13 protein-coding genes are annotated in these 17755 nt (G+C 57.9%); 5 read left to right on the top strand and 8 right to left on the bottom strand.

Annotated elements, in window-relative coordinates:
• Nucleotides 1–22 precede the first annotated feature (22 nt).
• Together acpH and CRO87_RS03115 are read left to right on the top strand one after the other, a co-directional pair.
• The gene (gene acpH / locus CRO87_RS03120; RefSeq protein WP_097161465.1) at nucleotides 23–604 is read left to right on the top strand and encodes an ACP phosphodiesterase; all 582 of its coding nucleotides are present in this window, start codon (nucleotides 23–25) and stop codon (nucleotides 602–604) included.
• Nucleotides 605–773: 169 nt separating this feature from the next.
• On the top strand, nucleotides 774–1376 hold the full coding sequence (locus tag CRO87_RS03115; protein WP_097161464.1) for a peroxiredoxin C: 603 nt from the start codon (nucleotides 774–776) through the stop codon (nucleotides 1374–1376).
• A 184-nt stretch (nucleotides 1377–1560) separates the two neighbouring features.
• Here CRO87_RS03115 and CRO87_RS03110 read toward each other — a convergent pair whose 3' ends face one another.
• From CRO87_RS03110 to CRO87_RS03100, 3 genes are read right to left on the bottom strand one after another with little or no spacing between them, the layout of a single operon-like run.
• Entirely contained in the window at nucleotides 1561–3429 is a 1869-nt protein-coding gene (locus tag CRO87_RS03110; RefSeq protein WP_097161463.1) for an amidohydrolase, read from the bottom strand.
• 20 nt (nucleotides 3430–3449) lie between these two features.
• Nucleotides 3450–3995 carry an antibiotic biosynthesis monooxygenase gene (locus tag CRO87_RS03105; RefSeq protein WP_097161462.1) on the bottom strand — a complete coding sequence of 182 codons (546 nt, stop codon included), beginning with the start codon at nucleotides 3993–3995 and terminating at the stop codon, nucleotides 3450–3452.
• Between the two features lie 54 nt (nucleotides 3996–4049).
• Entirely contained in the window at nucleotides 4050–4691 is a 642-nt protein-coding gene (locus CRO87_RS03100; RefSeq protein WP_097161461.1) for a hydrolase, read from the bottom strand.
• A 259-nt stretch (nucleotides 4692–4950) separates the two neighbouring features.
• On the opposite strand from CRO87_RS03100, the gene CRO87_RS03095 reads away from it, so the two are divergent.
• Nucleotides 4951–5847: a LysR family transcriptional regulator gene (locus CRO87_RS03095; protein WP_097161668.1), complete on the top strand. Its 897-nt coding sequence runs from the start codon at nucleotides 4951–4953 to the stop codon at nucleotides 5845–5847.
• Nucleotides 5848–6006: 159 nt separating this feature from the next.
• Here CRO87_RS03095 and malZ read toward each other — a convergent pair whose 3' ends face one another.
• From malZ to phoB, 5 genes are all read right to left on the bottom strand, one after another.
• Nucleotides 6007–7824, bottom strand: coding sequence for a maltodextrin glucosidase (malZ, locus tag CRO87_RS03090; RefSeq protein ID WP_097161460.1), 1818 nt, complete (start codon nucleotides 7822–7824; stop codon nucleotides 6007–6009).
• A gap of 140 nt (nucleotides 7825–7964) precedes the next feature.
• Nucleotides 7965–9338: a proline-specific permease ProY gene (gene proY / locus CRO87_RS03085; protein ID WP_097161459.1), complete on the bottom strand. Its 1374-nt coding sequence runs from the start codon at nucleotides 9336–9338 to the stop codon at nucleotides 7965–7967.
• Nucleotides 9339–9413: 75 nt separating this feature from the next.
• The gene (brnQ, locus tag CRO87_RS03080) at nucleotides 9414–10733 is read right to left on the bottom strand and encodes a branched-chain amino acid transporter carrier protein BrnQ (RefSeq protein WP_097161458.1); all 1320 of its coding nucleotides are present in this window, start codon (nucleotides 10731–10733) and stop codon (nucleotides 9414–9416) included.
• A 408-nt stretch (nucleotides 10734–11141) separates the two neighbouring features.
• The gene (phoR, locus tag CRO87_RS03075; RefSeq protein ID WP_097161457.1) at nucleotides 11142–12437 is read right to left on the bottom strand and encodes a phosphate regulon sensor histidine kinase PhoR; all 1296 of its coding nucleotides are present in this window, start codon (nucleotides 12435–12437) and stop codon (nucleotides 11142–11144) included.
• Between the two features lie 21 nt (nucleotides 12438–12458).
• Nucleotides 12459–13148 (bottom strand): phosphate response regulator transcription factor PhoB, encoded by a 690-nt coding sequence (phoB, locus tag CRO87_RS03070; protein ID WP_097161456.1) that lies wholly within the window; start codon nucleotides 13146–13148, stop codon nucleotides 12459–12461.
• A gap of 173 nt (nucleotides 13149–13321) precedes the next feature.
• On the opposite strand from phoB, the gene sbcD reads away from it, so the two are divergent.
• Both sbcD and sbcC read left to right on the top strand, forming a co-directional pair.
• Complete coding sequence (gene sbcD / locus CRO87_RS03065; protein WP_097161455.1) at nucleotides 13322–14524, top strand: exonuclease subunit SbcD; 1203 nt, start codon at nucleotides 13322–13324, stop codon at nucleotides 14522–14524.
• On the top strand, nucleotides 14521–17658 hold the full coding sequence (gene sbcC, locus CRO87_RS03060) for an exonuclease subunit SbcC (protein WP_097161454.1): 3138 nt from the start codon (nucleotides 14521–14523) through the stop codon (nucleotides 17656–17658). Before sbcD ends, sbcC begins: the two co-directional genes overlap by 4 nt.
• Nucleotides 17659–17755 lie beyond the last annotated feature (97 nt).

Here is a 17755-nt window from a genome sequence, read left to right as displayed (position 1 = left end):
TTTAAATACGGATAACGGACTCATGAATTTTCTGGCTCACCTGCATCTTGCCCATCTCGCTGACAGCTCACTTTCGGGCAATTTGCTGGCAGATTTCGTTCGCGGAAACCCGGACGACGACTACGCGCCTGACGTAGTCAGCGGCATCTACATGCATCGCCGCATCGACGTGCTGACGGATAACCTGCCTGAGGTCAAAACGGCCAAAGCGTGGTTCCGCCCGGAAACCCGTCGCGTCGCGCCCATCACGCTTGATGTGATGTGGGATCATTTCCTTTCGCGCGACTGGGAAAAGCTGTCGCCGGATCTAGCGCTGCCGGAGTTTGTCCGCCACGCCCACGCTCAGGTGGCGGCCATACTGCCCGATTCACCGCCGCGCTTCGTTAACCTGAATGACTACCTGTGGTCAGAGCGCTGGCTTGAGCGCTACCGCGATATGGATTTCATTCAGAACGTGCTGAACGGCATGGCAAGCCGCCGCCCGCGCCTCGATGCCCTGCGTGATTCCTGGCAGGATCTGGACACGCATTACGCGCAGCTCGAAGAAACTTTCTGGACGTTTTACCCCCGCATGATGGCGCAGGCGAAGGCGCGCGAGCTGTAAAACTTGCGCTTTATCACAGAATCGCTAAGCTGAAACGGTTGGTAATATAATAATTGATAGGTAAAACCTGTCTCAACGATTGTCAGTTTTGCATTGAGTCACCTCACACCTCTCCCTATACTGGCCCGCGTTGCGTTCCATTAACCTTATAAATGAAGAGGAGAACCTCATGGTTCTGGTAACCCGTCCTGCTCCTGACTTTACTGCCGCTGCTGTACTGGGTAACGGCGAAATCGTTGATAACTTCAACTTCAAACAGCACACCGCTGGCAAAGCGACCGTTCTGTTCTTCTGGCCGATGGACTTCACCTTCGTGTGCCCGTCTGAGCTGATCGCTTTCGACAAGCGTTACGAAGAATTCCAGAAACGCGGCGTGGAAGTGGTTGGCGTTTCCTTCGACTCTGAATTTGTCCATAACGCATGGCGCAACACCCCTGTCGACAAAGGCGGCATCGGTGCGGTGAAATACGCGATGGTTGCGGACATCAAACGTGAAATCCAGCAGGCTTACGGCATCGAACATCCGGACGCGGGCGTTGCTCTGCGTGGTTCTTTCCTGATCGACGCTAACGGCATCGTTCGTCACCAGGTTGTCAACGATCTGCCACTGGGTCGTAACATCGACGAAATGCTGCGCATGGTTGACGCGCTGCAGTTCCACGAAGAGCACGGCGAAGTGTGCCCGGCTCAGTGGGAAAAAGGCAAAGAAGGCATGAATGCTTCTCCAGCCGGTGTTGCAAAATACCTGACTGAGAACGTCAACGGCCTGTAATCAGCGCTGATTGATGAACAAAAGGCTCGCGAATGCGGGCCTTTTTTGTTTCTGGTGATTGAGGTTTCCCCTCACCCCGGCCCTCTCCCCAAAGGGGCGAGGGAGAAAACCAGTGCTCGTTCGGTCCCCTCTCCCCTGTGGGGAGAGGGTTAGGGTGAGGGGAAAACTTCGCGCGCATTAGACATTAGAACGCAAAACAGCTGCACCCCAGCACGCCCCAGAAGGCCTGGTCATCCGATACCGGTATACCTGACTTGCGCGCGATGTCATGCGAATGGCCGTGCACGCCACAGCTGCCGACGCACTGATGCATCTGCACCACGGCCCCGACCTTCGCAGCGGCTGGCGGTGCGGAACGGTAATGCCCAGGCACTTTCACCACCGGTGACCAGTCCGGCACAATCGGAATGGACGGCGGCGCAAGCGGGCTGAAATGCCCGGCGGCATAAACCACTTTGCCGTCGACAATCGTCAGCACCGACTCAATGCCTTTGATCTCCTCTTCCGGTACGCGGAAGTAGTCCTTTGACAGCACCACCAAATCCGCTAGCTGATTGGCCACGATGCGCCCTTTTTTGCCCTGTTCGCTGGAAAACCAGGCGCTGCCCGCCGTCCACAGCTCTAGCGCCACGTCGCGCGGCAGACGATTATTGTCGTCATACATCGCCATCCCGCCGACGGTACGACCGGACACCAGCCAGTACAGCGCGGTCCAAGGGTTATAACTCGCCACGCGGGTCGCATCTGTGCCAAGCCCGACCGGCACGTCCAGTTCGAGCATTTTCGCCACCGGCGGCGTGTGTTTCACCGCTTCTTTACCGTATCTGTCGACAAAATATTCGCCCTGGAATGCCATGCGATGCTGAACGGCAATGCCGCCGCCAAGCGATTTCACGCGCTCGATATTGCGCTCGGTAATGGTCTCGGCGTGATCGAAGAACCAGTGCAGGCCGTTGAACGGAATGTCACGGTTCACCTTCTCGAATACGTCGAGCATCCGGCTGATGGACTCGTCATAGGTGGCGTGCAGGCGGAATGGCCAGCGGTGTTCCACCAGATGGCGCACCACGCGCTCCAGTTCGTCCTCCATCCCTTCCGGCAAATCAGGGCGCGGCTGCAGGAAGTCTTCAAAATCCGCCGCCGAAAACACCAGCATCTCCCCGGCCCCGTTGGCGCGATAGAAATCAGTGCCCTGCCCTGGCTTGAGCATATCGGTCCAGCGCTCGAAGTCCTCGAGCTCCTGTTTCGGGCGCTGGGTGAAGAGGTTGTAGGCGATGCGCACCGTCATCTGATCTTTGGCGTGCAGCTCGTCGATCACCTGGTAATCTTCCGGGTAGTTCTGGAAACCGCCGCCCGCGTCGATGGCGCTCGTGAGGCCCAGGCGATTCAGCTCGCGCATAAACTGACGGGTGGAGTTCACCTGCATTTCGATCGGCAATTTTGGCCCTTTCGCCAGCGTCGAGTAGAGGATCATCGCATTGGGCTTCGCCACCAGCATCCCGGTCGGATTACCGTTTTTATCGCGAACGATCTCACCGCCAGCAGGATTTGGCGTGTCTTTGGTGTAACCAACCGCCTTCAGCGCCGCGCGATTCAGCAGCACCCGATCGTACAGATGCAGCACAAACACTGGCGTGTCCGGTGCAGCTTCGTTTAGTTCTTCAATGGTCGGCATGCGCCGTTCGGCAAACTGGAACTCGCTCCAGCCGCCCACCACGCGCACCCACTGCGGCGACGGCGTGCGGTCAGCCTGATCTTTCAGCATACGCAGCGCGTCAGCGAGGGACGGCACGCCTTCCCATCGCAGCTCCAGGTTGTAATTCAACCCCCCGCGGATCAGGTGCAGGTGTGAATCGTTCAGGCCGGGGATCACCGTATGGCCTTTCAGATCAATAATCTGCGTGCCATCGTTGGCGAAACTCATCACGCGATCGTGAGTGCCCGCAGCGATGATCTTGCCATTGGCGATCGCCACGGCCTCCGCCAGCGGATTCTGTTTATCCAGCGTATGAATGTCACCGTGGGTCAGGATCAAAGTGGCATGTTGAGACATTTCAGACTCCTCAGACCGGTTCAGGCTTTTTTCAGCCAGCCGGCAAAAATTCGGGTAACGATGGGCATCCACAGCCAGACCACCAGCGCCACGACGCAGGCATCGTTAATCAGATGCAGCAGCAGAGAACCTTTCAGCGCAGGAAACAATGCGCCGGTGACGGCGGGAACAAGATTCGTGCTCGGGAAAATCACCAGCAGCGTAATCAGAAACTGCTTCCAGCGTTTAGGCTGACGCACATGGAGTGCGGGCGGCGTAAACCAGAAGGCCGCTTCGGTACGCACTTCGGTATGGTCGCCTTCGGTCAATAGCGGGGTGATTTCATCCACCAGACGCTGGCGGATTTCCGACTGGGTCCAGGCGTAAAGGTGTTCAAGGGTGTCGAAGCGAATGATGATGTTCCACTTACCCTGCCCGTCGGCCGGGCGGATAACGTTGGCGCCGAGATGCCCAGGGAACTCCGCCGCCACGGGCATGATTTTCCCCAGCCAGGCTTCGTAGCGGGAGCTGTTCTGCGGGTTCAGTGCATGGGTGATGACCAGCGTCACGTGTTTCTGTTGGCTCATGGCGATGGATTCCTTACGGTCGAAAAAAAGCGGGCCTCAGCCCGCCGGTCAGCCTTACGCTTTACGTTCTGGCGCGCCGTGCACCAGAGTGTAGGCGTAGTCGACGCCCATCCCGTAAGCGCCGGAATGTTCGCGCACCAGGTCCATTACCGCGTCATAAGTGCCCTTACGCGACCAGTCGCGCTGGTACTCCAGCAGCACCTGCTGCCAGGTCACCGGCACCGCGCCAGCCTGCACCATACGGTCGATAGCGCGTTCGTGGGCATCAATGGACGTGCCGCCGGAAGTATCCGTCACCACGTACACTTCAAAGCCTTCATCCAGCGCCATTAGCGCCGGGAAAGTCAGGCAGACTTCGGTCCACAGCGCGGAGATGATGAGCTTTTTGCGACCGGTAGCTTTCACGGCTTTCACAAACGCCTCATCTTCCCAGGAGTTCATGGAGGTGCGCTCAATCGGCTTGACGTCCGGATGCACCGCCAGCAGTTCCGGCCAGATGTAGCCGCTGAAGCTTTTGGTTTCGACGGAGGTATAAATCGTCGGCACATTAAAAATCTTGCCGGCCTTCGCCAGTGCGACGGTATTATTTTTCAACGTCTGACGGTCAATGTTCGCCACGCCAAAAGACATTTGTGGCTGGTGGTCGATAAAAATAAGCGCGGAGTTTTGAGGGTCAATCAGTTCCCGGATAGACATATCACACCTTCATAATCAATAAGTTAAAATGCAACGGTCTAAGACTGTTGTGAGCAGTTGGATCCTGAGGGAGAAAGCCTGATGAGTATAGGCGGAAATTTCTAACGAGTTATTTAAGAAATTTTTCCGTTCGGTGAACCCGGGGGAGAAGAACTATTTTGCTCAAAAATTTACGCCAGTACGTTCTTATTTTTTCACTTTTATCGACGGACCCGTTCGGGGAAAATCCTCTTATTGTTTTCTAATGATGTTTGTCGCCATGCGCTTAAACCTCGACGTGTTACTGATTCTAGATGCCCTCGACAAACACGGCTCTTTCGCCACGGCGGCAGAGTCGCTGTTCAAAACCCCTGCCGCGCTCAGCTATATGATTCAGAAGCTGGAGGGCGATCTGAACATCACGCTGCTGGACCGCTCAGGCCACCGGGCGAAATTCACTGACACCGGCAGGATGATGCTGGAAAAGGGGCGCCTGCTGCTGAATGCGGCAAAAGATCTGGAAAAACAGGCGGTGCAGGTACAGTCCGGCTGGGAGAAAGAGCTGTCGATTGCGTTGGACGACTCTTTTCCTTTTAACGCCCTGCTGCCGTTAATCGATGAGTTTCACGCCCTCAACAAGCAGACGCGGCTGAACTTCACCCACCACACGCTGGCAGGCTCGTGGGAAGAGTTAACCCATCACGGGGCGGACATGATTCTAGGGGCGATTAATGAGCCGCCAACCTCCGCCGCATGGGCATACAAAATGCTCGGCACGCTCGATAACATCTTTGTCGTGGCGCCTTCGCACCCGCTGGCGCAGACGCAAACTCCCCTCACCAACGATCAGCTCTGCCTGCATCGGGCAGTGGTGATAAGCGACAGCGCCCGCAGCTGCCAGCCGATCAACAGCAACCTGATGGACGAGCAGCCGCAGATCCGCGTCGATGATTTTCACTCAAAGTTAACGCTGCTGCGCGCCGGGATGGGCTGTGGTTTTCTGCCGCGCCATATCGCGCGTCCGTGGCTGGAGAACGGGGAGCTGGTGGAAAAATCGGTGGTGTCGTTTCGTGAAAAAGACGTGGCCTATATGGCCTGGCGCAACCACAGCGACGGGCTGGCGCAGCGCTGGTGGCGAGAAGCGCTGCTATCCAAAGTGGACGAATTCTACCCTTAAAACCATGCCGGGTGGCGGCTGCGCCTGACCCGGCCTACGGTTTGTGCGGCCTGATGCCCTCTCCCCCGGCCCTCTCCCACCAGGAGAGGGGTGCAAACACTAAAAAACCCTCTCCAGAGAGGGTTTTACTGTTTACCTTGCCACCAGGCATTCTGCCCGCTAATTCCCGAACCACACCGAGGCGGAAATGGCAGGCAGCGTCAGCACATCATCCTGTAGCGTGCCTTTGCCCTCTTTCAGCAGCCACTCTTTGACTGCCAGCAGCGGCGAGGCTTCGAGTACCACTTCGCACGGCTCGCCGCGGTTGATCGCCACCAGCACGCGCTGCTGTTTCAACACGCGAACGAACACCACCACGTTGTCTTCAGCATAAATCACCTGACAGCCGCCGTGACGCAGCGCCTGCGTGCGATGGCGCAGCTTTGTCATACGCTGATAAAGCGCCAGCAGATCCGTATCCTGCTGCTCTTTATTCCACGGGAACGGCTTGCGGCAGAACGGGTCGTTGTTACCGTCGAGCCCCACTTCGTCGCCGTAATAAATGCACGGCACGCCCGGCCATGTGAACAGCCACACTACCGCCAGAGGCAGGCGCGCCACGTCCTTGCCGAGCAGGGATTTAAAGCGCGCAGTGTCGTGGCTGTCGAGCTGATTGAACATTCTCAGCTGCTGCTGATGCGAGAGGCTGGCGCGATAGTTGTCCATCCACGCCATACAGGTTTGCGCATCAATCAGCTGCGGATCGTAGGAGATATCGGTGTTGGCGAGGAAGCCCCACAGCGGGAAGGTGAAGCCGCGATAGTTCATCGCCGCATCTTCGGCATCGGCCTGCAGCCACTGACGCGCGTCGCCGAAGTGCTCGCCCAGAATATAGGCCTCCGGCTGCGTCTCTTTTGCCGCTTTGGTGATGCCCGCAATGTGCTGAAGGTTGTTGCGCGCCCCGCCCGCTTCGCCAAGCATGTGCACCACGTCCAGCCGCCAGCCGTCCATGCTCCACGGTGCTTTCAGCCAGTGGCGAACGATGCTGTCCTCATCGCGATAGATTTCGTTGATCAGCGTTTCAGAGCTGAAATCGAGCTTCGGCAGGCTGGCATAGCCCAACCAGTCCAGCGCTTTGCCCTCTTCGGAGAAACTGTACCAGTCCCGCCAGTGTGAGGAAGGATTGTGGCAGGCACCGTCAGTGCCGCGGTTATGTCGGTCAAACCAGCCGTGCGAATCACCGCTGTGGTTAAACACGCCATCGAGAATCAGCTTCATTCCCTCGCGACGCGTGTTGTGCCGCAGGCGGAGTAACGCCTGATCGCCGCCAAACTGTGGGTCGACGTGGCGATAATCTTCGGTGTCGTACTTATGCACGCTCGGCGCGACAAACACCGGGTTGAGGTACAGCGCGGTGACGCCAAGCTTTTTCAGATACGGCAGGTTCTCGCTGATGCCGTCGAGGTCGCCGCCGTAAAAGGTTGAACCTCCCGCTTCTGCCGTTAATGGTTCATCCCATTCGCGCAGCACGATGTCACGTCCGGCGGCGTGATGGTAATAGACGTTGTCCTGCTCGGCGGTGCGAGGCTCACTGCGGGCAAATCTGTCAGGGAAAATTTGATAGAAGACCTGGTCTGCCACCCACTGCGGGCCGGTGTCCGGCACGTCGACGGCGAACTGTTCCAGCCGCGCAGGCGGAAAAGCGCTGAAGCCTTGAGGCGTGAACCAGCGCTGGCGGTTGGCCCACATCAGCTTAAAGCTGTAGCGACGACGAGGCTGGCCGCTGCTTAAAGCGATCTCCGCCCGCCAGGCCACAACGCCCGGATACGGCTCGCTGCGCAGACGATGCATCGGCAGCGAGATCTCTTCGTTATCTTCTTCCGCGCGAAGCGTCACCTTCAGCGGCGGCGCTTCCCCGCTCAGCCAGAGCGTAATCGTCAACCGGTCCTGTTGCTGTTTAATGAACGGCGCAACAGGCAGATGCCATGCCTTCAACATCGCTTTTCCCCTTTGTTCAAAATGCGTTCATCCTGCCATACGCATTAGGAGGATGACTCATCATTATGGCTTTTTTGCGGGGAGGATGAAGGGGGAGGAGAAGGAACCCCGGCAGCAGAACGCCGCCGGGCTTGAAGCCATTACTGCGCGTTAGCCAGACGACGATCGCGGCGCGTCTTGAACTGCCAGCCAATCAGCAGCAGCACAATCCACGCAAAGCCGACGTACAGCGAAATACGGGTATCCGGGTGCCAGCCAATCAGGGCGATGATAAACACCAGGAACAGCAGGCCTGCAATCGTGGTGAACACGCCGCCAGGCACCTTGAATTTAAGATCCTTCACTTCTTCCGGCGACAGGCGACGGCGGAAGGCAATCTGTGACAGCAGGATCATGATCCACACCCAGACGGTGGCGAAGGTCGCCAGCGACGCAATCACCAGGAAGACGTTCTCTGGCATGATGTAGTTCAGGTAGACCGCCAGCAGCAGCGCTACGGTCATCACCGCCACCGTCACCCACGGCACGCCGCGGCGGGAAGTTTTGGCGAACACCTTCGGCGCACTGCCCTGCTCCGCCATGCCGTGCAGCATGCGCCCCACGCCAAACACGTCGGAGTTAATTGCGGAAAGCGAAGCCGTCAGCACCACGAAGTTCAGGATGCTGGCCGCAAAGGTAATGCCCATATGCTGGAAGGTCATCACGAACGGACTGCCGTTGGTGCCGACCTGGTTCCACGGGTAGATAGACATGATCACAAACAGCGTGCCCACGTAGAACACCAGAATACGCATCGGCACGGAGTTGATGGCGCGCGGAATGGATTTCTCCGGATCTTTCGCTTCCCCGGCGGTGATGCCGATGATTTCAATCCCACCGTAGGCGAACATCACCATCTGCAACGACATCACCATGCCAAGCCAGCCGTTGCTGAAGAAGCCGCCGTTGCTCCAGAGGTTGTGAATGCCCGTTGGCTGCCCGCCGTTGCCAATCCCCCAGATGATGATGCCGAAACCGGCGACAATCATCACGATGATGGTGGCGACCTTGAAGAACGAGAACCAGAACTCCAGTTCGCCAAAGACTTTGACGCTCATCAGGTTGATGGAGCATATCAGCAGCACCACGCTCAGCACCCAAATCCAGTGCGGCACCGCGGGGAACCAAACGCCCATGTAAATACCGAACGCCGTGACGTCGGCGATGGCAACAATCAGGATTTCGAAGCAGTAGGTCCAGCCGGTGATGTAGCCTGCCAGCGGGCCTAAGTTTTCCTGCGCATAGCGGGAAAAGGAGCTGGCAGACGGGTTGTGCACCGACATTTCGCCGAGCGCACGCATGATAATGTAAGCGGCCACGCCGCCGATGAGGTACGCCAGCAGCACGCTGGGACCGGCCATTTTAATGGCGTCTGCCGAGCCATAAAAAAGACCGGTTCCGATAGCCGAACCGAGCGCCATAAAGCGGATGTGACGGGCGGTAAGCCCACGCTTTAGCTTGTTATCTGTTGCCATGAATTCCACTGCCTTAACAAAAAACAAAACCACGGAGCCATTGGCCCCGTGGTTAATTTCTATCCTCGCCCGCTATTAATGCGCGCTGGAGGTTACCTGACGGCCTGCGGCGCGATCCCATCCCATCGCCAGAACGGCGGCGACGATAGTTGGCATCAGCCAGGCCAGACCCTGCTGCGCCAGTGGCAGATGCGAGGTCCAGGCCGGAAGGATATCAGCAAACACGGAGGCTTTCACGCCGTCGAGCAGGCCGAACACCAGGCTGATAAACATCGCCGGGGCAATCACGCGGGTCGAATTATGCCACCAACCGCGGGTAAAACTTAATACAACGAGTGCGATACACGGCGGATAAATCGCGGTGAGAACCGGAATGGAGATCTGAATCAGATGGCTCAGGCCAAGGTTGGACACCACCATCGAGAAGATCCCGAGGATGAACACCAGCGTTTTGTAAGAGAGCGGCAGATACTGGGAGAAGAACTCCGCGCACGCGGTCGTCAGGCCAACCGCCGTGACCATACAGGCCAGGAAAATCAGCGCCGCCAGCAGGAAGCTGCCCGCTCCGCCGAAGGTGTGCTGAACGTAAGCATGCAGAATCGTTGCGCCGTTGGCATTCTGATCAACAAGCGTTGCGCTGTCAGAACCCAGACGGAACAGCGCCAGGTACAGCAGCGTCAGACCGACACCCGCCATCAGGCCAGCCCACACGGTATAGCGCGTCAGCAGACGGGCTTCGCTTACGCCGCGGGAACGTGCGGCATTCACGATAACGATACCGAACACCATCGCCCCGAGCGTATCCATGGTCAGGTAGCCGTTAACGAAGCCGTTTGAGAACGGTGCGGTTTGATAGGCTTCCAGCGCATGGCTGATGGAGCCCGCAGGCCACATGATGGCCGCCACTGCCAGCACAATCAGCGCGATGATTTTCAGCGGTGCAAGGAAGTTACCGACGGTATCCAGCAGCTTGCCCGGATAGAGCGAAACCAGAATCACCAGCGCGAAATAGACCAGGCTGTAGATGAACAGCGGCAACGGACCGTCACCGGTCAGCGGGGCAATTCCCACTTCGAAAGAGACGGTTGCAGTACGCGGCGTGGCGAACAATGGCCCGACCGCGAGGTAGCACACCACCGCCAGCAGAACGCCCGCGACTTTACCGATTGGGGTGCTGAGGCTGTCCACGCCGCCGCCGACTTTCGCCAACGCGATAATGGTCAGCACTGGCAGACCTACGCCGGTGATCAGAAAGCCTAAAGCCGCCGTCCAGACATGCTCGCCAGCCTGCAAACCAACCATAGGAGGGAAAATGATGTTGCCCGCGCCAACGAACAACGCAAAGGTCATAAAGCCCAACGCGATGATATCGCGAGATTTTAACTGATGGGTCATAAACTCTTTACTGCCTGTGGATGTGGTGTTGAAAGTAAAAACGCCGCGCTTATCCCTGCGGAACAGAACAACGGTGAAAGCGTGTCATGCAGTGGGAAATACTCCCGATACTCATGCGTAAAGAATAGTTATTGGGTTTATCGCATGAAGGCAGTCAGACTGCGACTGCATGGGGGCCAATTTAAACGCTTATAACGTTTTAATGCAACATGGGATCGCAAAACCAGATGATTATAGCAACAACCATTTACGTTCCAGCACGAACAACCATATATCAGAAAAACATCTGGCCAATCATGCGAACAAAAAAGCAGCAGGCGATTGATAATTATCCAGCGCATCAATGAGCGGAAAGGAAAAAAACCGACTTTCGTCGGTCTTTGTCAACGGATGCTTACAGCCGCACCTTCAGGCGCTTTTTCTGGCAATCAAACGTTCCGGCAGCACGAAGCTAAAACGCGTCATTTTGCCCGGAATGCTCTCGATATCGAGGCGGCTGTCGTGATGATTGACCGCATGCTTCACGATAGCGAGCCCCAGTCCGCTGCCGCCTGTCTGGCGGGAACGGGCTTTATCAACGCGATAGAAGCGCTCGGTCAGCCGCGGAATGTGCTCCGGTGCAATGCCTGGCCCGTTATCTTCGACGCTGAACATTGCCCCATGCGACACACATTGCCAGCGCACCACAATCTCTGTGCCTTCAGGCGTATGATTCACCGCGTTATACACGAGGTTCGACATGGCGCTGCGCAGCTGCTCTTCGCTGCCCAAAACCTGAAGCGAATCATCAATTTCAAAGTGCAGAATGTGCTTCTTGTGACTCAGGGTTTGCGCCTCCCGCTCGACGACCCGCAGCATCATCGGCACGTCAATGCGTTCATTCAGCGCAGCCAGCGGCGCGGCTTCGATGCGCGACAGCGTCAACAGCTGGCGCACCAGCCCTTCCATCCGCTGTGTTTGTTCACGCATGGTGTGAAGCGCTTTTTCGCGCGGTGCCCCCTCCAGCGTCTGCTCCTGCATCATCTCCAGATAGCCCTGTAACACCGTCAGCGGCGTGCGCAATTCGTGGCTCACGTTGGCGAAGAAATTACGCCGCGCGCCTTCCAGCTGATGCATCTGCGTCACGTCTCGTGCCACCAGCAGCAGCTGTTTGTCGCTGTAGGGCATGACGCGGATCTCCAGATGTCGCCCGGTGTTAAGCACCAGATTGAGCGGTTTGGAAAAATCGCGGGATTTCAGATAGCGGGAAAATTCAGGGTAGCGAAGCAGGTTGAGGATGTTCTGGCCGTTATCGTCCGGCCAGCGCAGGTTGAGCATCTGTTGCGCAAGCCCGTTACACCAGAACATCGCACCCTCTTCCGTGGTCAGCACCACCGCATCCGGCAGCGACTCGGCACCGCTACGAAAACGTTTAATCAGGCTGCCCAGTTCACGACGGCGCTTTTTATTACGCATCTGCATCTGATGCAGACCGTACAGCAGAGGTTCCCAGCTGCCTTTTCCCGGCGGAGGCGTCATGCTTCTGTCCACCCACAGCCACCACGACAGCTGAAGTAAGTTCCAGAAATGCCAGACAAGCAGGCCAGTGACCGCCGCCAGCAGAAACCACGGCAGATGGCCGACAAAGGCCCCGAGGATCAGGGCCGGGATACAACAGAGGATCAGCTCAAAAACCAGCCTTTTCCATGACAGCCGTTCCAGCACGGGTCACACTCCAGTCAATTGTCAGAAACGGGCAGAGAAACGGTAGCCCGTGCCGCGGACGGTCTGTACCATCCGATCGTGACCGCTGTGTTCCAGCGCTTTACGCAGACGGCGAATGTGCACATCCACCGTCCTGTCTTCTACATAGACGTTGGTGCCCCAGACGTTGTTCAGCAGCTGTTCGCGGCTGTAGACGCGCTCCGGGTGCGTCATAAAGAAGTGCAGGAGCTTAAATTCGGTTGGCCCCATATCCAGCGGGTTTTCGCCGGTCATCACGCGGTGCGACGAAGGATCGAGGCTCAGGCCCTGCATTTCAATCACCTCTTCCACCGCCATCGGCGAGATGCGACGCATGACGGCTTTGATGCGTGCCACCAGCTCTTTCGGCGAGAAAGGCTTAGTGATGTAATCATCCGCGCCCGTTTCCAGGCCACGCACGCGGTCTTCTTCTTCGCCACGCGCGGTCAGCATGACCACAGGGATATCGCGCGTTAACGCCTCGCGCTTGAGGTGTTTGATGAACTGGATCCCCGAGCCACCCGGCAGCATCCAGTCCAGCAGAACCAGATCAGGCCACGGTTCGTTGAGCTGATTCACGGCACTGTCAAAATCTTCGGCTTCAACAGGCTGAAAGCCATTTTGCTCAAGGACGAAGCACACCATCTCGCGAATGGGGGCTTCATCTTCAACGACCAGAATACGTCTCGCCATTATTTGTCCCGTGTTATTAGTCATATGTATGCAATGCGGCGCTAGTATGCGTCAGATTTATGACAGATTTATGATAGCGTTTTTTCGATTATGACACCTAACGGGTACGGGCATCGCCCTGTAATCACTAAAAGTTTATACTTGCTGCCTCGCTTTCCTGCCATGGACTGAATATGCGCCTCCTTCATACCTCTGACTGGCACCTCGGCCAGAACTTTTACAGCAAAAGCCGTGCCGCCGAGCACGAAGCTTTTCTCGACTGGCTGCTGGAGACGGCGCAGGCACAAGAGGTGGATGCCATTATCGTGGCGGGCGACATCTTCGATACCGGTTCGCCGCCGAGCTACGCGCGCGAGATCTATAACCGTTTTGTGGTAAAGCTCCAGCAAACCGGCTGCCAGTTGGTGGTGCTGGCGGGTAATCACGACTCCGTCGCCACCCTGAATGAGTCCCGCGATATCCTGGCCTTTCTCAACACTTTCGTCGTGGCGGGCAGCGGCACGCCGCCCTTCGAACTGAAGCGTCGTGACGGCACGCCAGGCGCTATTCTCTGCCCGGTACCGTTTTTACGCCCGCGCGACGTGATTGTCAGCCAGGCGGGTTCTTCGGCAGGCGAAAAGCAGCAGCATTTATTACAGGCCATCACCGATTATTACCAGCAGCAGTTTCAGCAGGCGTGCGATATTCGTGGTGAACGCCCGTTGCCGATCATCGCCAGCGGCCATCTGACCACCGTCGGCGCCAGCAAAAGTGACGCGGTGCGTGACATTTATATCGGCACCCTCGACGCCTTCCCGGCGCAGAACTTCCCGCCTGTCGATTACATCGCCCTCGGCCACATTCACCGCGCGCAGAAAATCGGCGGCACGGAGCACATTCGCTACTGCGGCTCGCCGATCTCCCTGAGCTTTGATGAAACCGGCAAGGCAAAAACCGTCAATTTGGTGAGCTTCCGCGAAGGCAAACTGGAAAACGTGGAGCCGCTTGAGGTGCCCGTCACGCAGAAACTTGCCGTGCTGAAAGGCGATTTCGCCGCTATCAGCCAGCAGCTGGAACAGTGGCGCGACGCAGATTCCGCCTCTCCGGTCTGGCTCGATATCGAAATCACCAGCGACGAATACCTGCACGACATTCAGCGCAAAATCCAGGCGCTGACCGATGATTTACCCGTCGAAGTCCTGCTGGTGCGCCGCAGTCGCGAACAGCGCGAGCGCGTTCTGGCTACTGAGCACCGTGAAACCCTGAGCGAGCTGAAAGTGGAAGAAGTCTTTGAGCGTCGTCTGGCGCTGGAAGAGATGGAACCCCCGCAGGCGCAGCGCCTCCATCAACTCTTTGCAGAAACCCTGAGTACCCTTTCCGGGGAGGAACAGCCATGAAAATCCTGAGCCTACGGCTGAAAAACCTCAACTCCCTGAAGGGCGAGTGGAAGATTGATTTCAGCGCCGAACCCTTCGCCAGCAACGGCCTGTTCGCCATTACCGGGCCAACGGGCGCGGGCAAAACCACGCTGCTGGACGCCATTTGTCTGGCGCTGTACCACGAAACGCCGCGCCTGAGCACGCTGTCGCAATCACAAAACGACCTGATGACCCGCGACACCGCCGAATGTCTGGCGGAAGTGGAGTTTGAAGTCAAAGGCGTGGCCTACCGCGCCTTCTGGAGCCAGAACCGCGCCCGCAACCAGCCGGACGGCAATCTCCAGGCCCCGCGCGTGGAGTTAGCCCGCTGCGATGACGGGGAAATCCTCGCCGAGAAAGTCAAAGATAAGCTGGACTTAACCGCCTCGCTCACCGGCCTCGACTATGGCCGCTTTACCCGCTCGATGATGCTTTCCCAGGGCCAGTTTGCCGCCTTCCTCAATGCCAAACCCAAAGAGCGAGCCGAGCTGCTGGAAGAGCTGACCGGCACCGAAATTTACGGACAGATTTCGGCCCGGGTGTTCGAGAAGCATAAAGAAGCCCGAACCGAACTGGAGAAGTTTCAGGCGCAGGCCTCGGGCATGGTTTTGCTGACGGACGAACAGCAGCAGGGGTTGCAGCAACGTTTGCAGGCGCTCACTGACGCAGAAAAGCAGCAGCAGACGGAGCAGCAGCGCGTGCAGCTCTGGCAGCAGTGGCTGATGCGTGAAGCCGAAATGCAGGACTCGCAGCTGCGCTCACAAACAGCGCTGGCTGCGGCGCAGGAGGCGCTGAATGCCGCTCAGCCTCAGCTCAGCGCACTCGCCCAGGCCCAGCCCGCCGACAGGCTGAAGCCGCTGTGGGTTCGTTATCAGGACAGCCAGACGTCGCTCACGCAAACGCATCAGCAGGCAGAAGAAGTAAATACTCGCTTACAGGCGCAGATCGCACTACGCGGGCGTTTGCGTCTGAGCGCCGAACGTCAGCATCGCGAACTGAACGACAAACGGAAAACCCTCGCCGACTGGCTGCTCGCCAACGAACGCTACCGCCACTGGTCAAGCGAACTGGCCGGATGGCGCGCCACCTTCAGCCAGCAGGCGCGCGATTCGGCGCAGCTAAATGAACTCATTCAGCGTGAAAACGGACTCACGCAGCAACACAACGCCCTGCCGCCATCCGGGCTGACGCTGGATGAAACCGCCGTTATCGCCGCCCTGGAACAGCATCAGCGCCTGCGTCCACTGCGTCAGCAGCTGAACGCCCTGCAGGGCCAGTTCCGCCCGTTCAGCCAACGCCGACAGCAGCTGCAACCTCTTGTCGTGCAGCGTCAGCAGGAGATTGAAAAAGGCGAAGCGGATCTTGCCGCTCGTCGCCAACAGTACAAAGACAAGCTTCAGCAGTTTAACGATGTTAAAACCCTGTGCGAGCAGGAAAAAATCATCGCGAAACTCACCGATGAGCGCGCCCGCTTGCAGCCCGGCGCACCTTGCCCGCTCTGTGGTTCAACGGAGCACCCGGCGGTGGCGGAATATCAGGCGCTCAAACCGGGTGTGAACGAAGCCCGCCGCGACGCGCTGGAAAAAGAGGTCAATCAGATCCGCGAAACCGGTGCGAGCCTGAAAGGTCAGCTCGACGCACTGATTAAACAGCTGCTCGCGGAAAAAACCGAGCTGCAGTCGATCGCCGGGCAGGAGCAAGCGCTCACCTCGCAATGGCAAACGACCGTCGACGGCCTGCAGATTTCCCTGTCGCCGGAAGAGGATATCAGCGGCTGGCTGAACGAGCAGGAAAACGCCGGGCAGCAGCTCTATCAGCACAGCCAACGGTTAAACCTGGAGCGTCAGATACACGCCCTGAACGCGCAGCGCAGCGCTCTGGAGCAGGAAGCGAAATCGCGCCTGTTGGCGCTGAATCAGGCCCTCGCCGCGTTCAGCCTGTCTCAGCCAGAGGCCGGCGAAGAAACAGCGTGGTTGCACGCGCGCGAAACTGAAAATCAGCAGTGGCAGGCGCAGAGCGACCTGCAACAGGCCGTTGCTCAGAAATTGTCAAACCTTCAGCCAGTGCTGGAGACGCTGCCGCCTGTTGAACAGAAAGAGAGCGAGTCAGTCACCCTCGAGGGCTGGCAGCAGGTGCATCACGACTGCGTTTCGCTGGAAAGCCAGTGGCAGACGCTGCAACAGCAGGAAACTCAGCTGCGCGAACGCCTGGCAGAGGCGAAAAAAGACTTTGATGCCGCGCTGGCTGCCAGTCAGTTTGCTGACCAGCAGGCGTTCCTGAGCGCTCTGCTTGACGATGAAACGCGCCAGAGACTGGAGCAGCTAAAACAGCAGCTTGAAAATCAGCTCACGCAGCAGCAGGCGCTGGCCGCTCAGGCACAAAGTGCGTTGACGGCCCATCAGCAGCAGCGGCCAGAGGATTTACCGGCGGCACAAAATCGTGAACAGGTGCAGACCACGCTGGCGCAGCTCGCTCAGCAGCTGCGGGAAAACAGCACCGCGCAGGGTGAAATTCGTCAGCAGCTGAAGCAGGACGCTGACAGTCGCCAGCAGCAGCAGTCGCTGATGGCGCAGATCCAGGCCGCCGCGCAAACCCTCGAAGACTGGGGCTGGCTGAATCAGCTTATCGGCTCTAAGGAAGGCGACAAGTTCCGCAAGTTCGCCCAGGGCCTGACGCTCGATAATCTTGTCTGGCTGGCGAACGAGCAGCTCAGTCGCCTGCATGGTCGCTATCTGCTGAAGCGCAAAGTCAGCGAAGCGCTGGAGCTGGAGGTGATGGACACCTGGCAGGCCGACGCGGTGCGCGACACCCGTACGCTCTCGGGTGGGGAAAGTTTCCTCGTGAGCCTGGCGCTGGCGCTGGCGCTCTCCGATCTGGTGAGTCACAAGACACGCATTGATTCACTGTTCCTTGACGAAGGCTTTGGCACGCTGGACAGCGAAACGCTGGATACCGCGCTCGACGCCCTCGATGCACTGAATGCCAGCGGGAAAGTCATCGGCGTAATCAGCCATGTTGAGGCGATGAAGGAGCGGATCCCGGTGCAGATTAAAGTGAAAAAAATTAATGGTCTGGGATACAGTCGCCTCGATAAAACCTTCGCGGTGGAGTAATCGCGCAGCAGGATTGTGAATAGAGAAAGAAGAATAAGCGATTGGCTTTCGCGCCCTGTTTACCGCAAGCTGGGCGTTTCTTCGCGGCATGACGTTC

Origin of the sequence: Enterobacter sp. CC120223-11 (assembly GCF_900215375.1) — a bacterium.
Classification (GTDB): Bacteria; Pseudomonadota; Gammaproteobacteria; order Enterobacterales; family Enterobacteriaceae; genus Scandinavium.
This window is presented reverse-complemented; position numbering and strand designations above follow the sequence as displayed.